This is a genomic window from Streptomyces sp. NPDC127092 (genome assembly GCF_042722475.1).
Classification (GTDB): Bacteria; Actinomycetota; Actinomycetes; order Streptomycetales; family Streptomycetaceae; genus Streptomyces.
The window spans coordinates 1-1,275 of record NZ_JBHXFE010000286.1 but is presented as its reverse complement, the minus strand read 5'-3'; the positions used below and the strand labels follow the sequence as shown (position 1 = coordinate 1,275).

Annotated in this window: 2 protein-coding genes; one reads left to right on the top strand and one right to left on the bottom strand. The window is 74.0% G+C overall.

Translation table 11 applies throughout. The features are described 5' to 3' along the window. A partial coding sequence (locus ACFWJO_RS39725; RefSeq protein ID WP_386873167.1) for a GNAT family N-acetyltransferase occupies positions 1-627 on the bottom strand: 627 nt, incomplete at its 3' end. Positions 628-720: 93 nt separating this feature from the next. Between ACFWJO_RS39725 and ACFWJO_RS39720 the strand changes: the two genes are divergently transcribed. Further along, positions 721-1,275 (top strand): hypothetical protein (locus ACFWJO_RS39720; RefSeq protein ID WP_386873165.1); only part of this gene is annotated, 555 nt, incomplete at its 3' end.

The window sequence follows — 1,275 nt, the reverse complement described above, 5'->3', positions numbered from 1 at the left end:
GATCTCACCCTCGCTCATGACCTCGGAGGTGAGGTAGCGCATCACGAGGGAGCCGAGGCCGCGGCGACGGTGGTTCGGGGACGTCCAGATCCGGTCGTAGACGGCGGTGCCGTCCTCCTCGGTGACCCAGCCGAGGGCGGCGAGCTCCTCCTCGCCCTCGGGCGCGGTCGAGGCGCCGACGGCCAGGATGCGCAGGCGACGGCTGCCCTCCATCGGCTGGTCCACGCGGGCCTCATAGCCCTCGGGCAGCAGCGGGGGCTCCACGTCCTGCAGCTCGGGGTCCATGTCCATGGTCATGAAGCGCTCCGGCTCGGCCTGGGCCTTCAGACCCATGGCCTTGGGGTCCTCGCCGGCGTCGCCGAACACGGTGAGCAGGATCTGCTCCTGGTCCCGCACCGCCTCGCGCAGGTCCTCCAGCTCCGCGCGGGAGGGGTTCACCACCACGTGCTCCCACGTGGCCGGCACGTCCACCGTGGCGCGACCGGAGCCGCCGGGGATCATGTGGGCGGGGCGGGGGGTGCGCAGGGCCGCGCGTCGCCCCGCCTCCTGGCTCGTGCGGTAGCCGCGCGATCGCGACCAGGCCGCGAACCAGATGTCGACCAGTGCCGGATCCAGATGCTCAGTCATGTCTGAAGGGTAAGGCGTGAGGCCGGTGCGGGCCAGGCCCCGCCCGTCCCTCACGGCCGTCACGTCCGGGGCCGCGCACTAGCCTGGACCTCGATGAGCACCGCCGCCCTCTCCCGCATCGCGCTGTACTACCGGTTCACCCCGCTCGCCGACCCCGAGGCGGTGCGGCTGTGGCAGCGCGCGCTCGCGGCGTCCCTCGGCCTGACCGGCCGGATCATCGTGTCGCCGCAGGGGATCAACGGGACCGTCGGCGGACCGGTCGACGCGGTCAAGCGCTACGTGCGCGGCACGCGGGAGCATCCGGCGTTCCGGGACCTCGAGGTGAAGTGGTCGGGCGGCTCGGCGGCGGACTTCCCCCGCCTCTCCGTCAAGGTCAAGCCCGAGCTCGTCGCGTTCGGGGCCCCCGAGCGCATCACCGTGGACGCGGACGGCGTCGTCGGCACGGGGGAGCGGCTCACCCCCGCCCAGGTGGACGCGCTCGTCGCCGAGCGGGCCGGCACCGCGAACCCCGTGCGCTTCCTCGACGGCCGCAACACGGTGGAGGCGGCCATCGGCCGCTTCGACGGGGCCGTGGTCCCGGACGCGCACACCACCCGCGACCTGCTCGCCGCCGTCGACTCCGGGGCCCTGGACCACGTCAAGGACGCG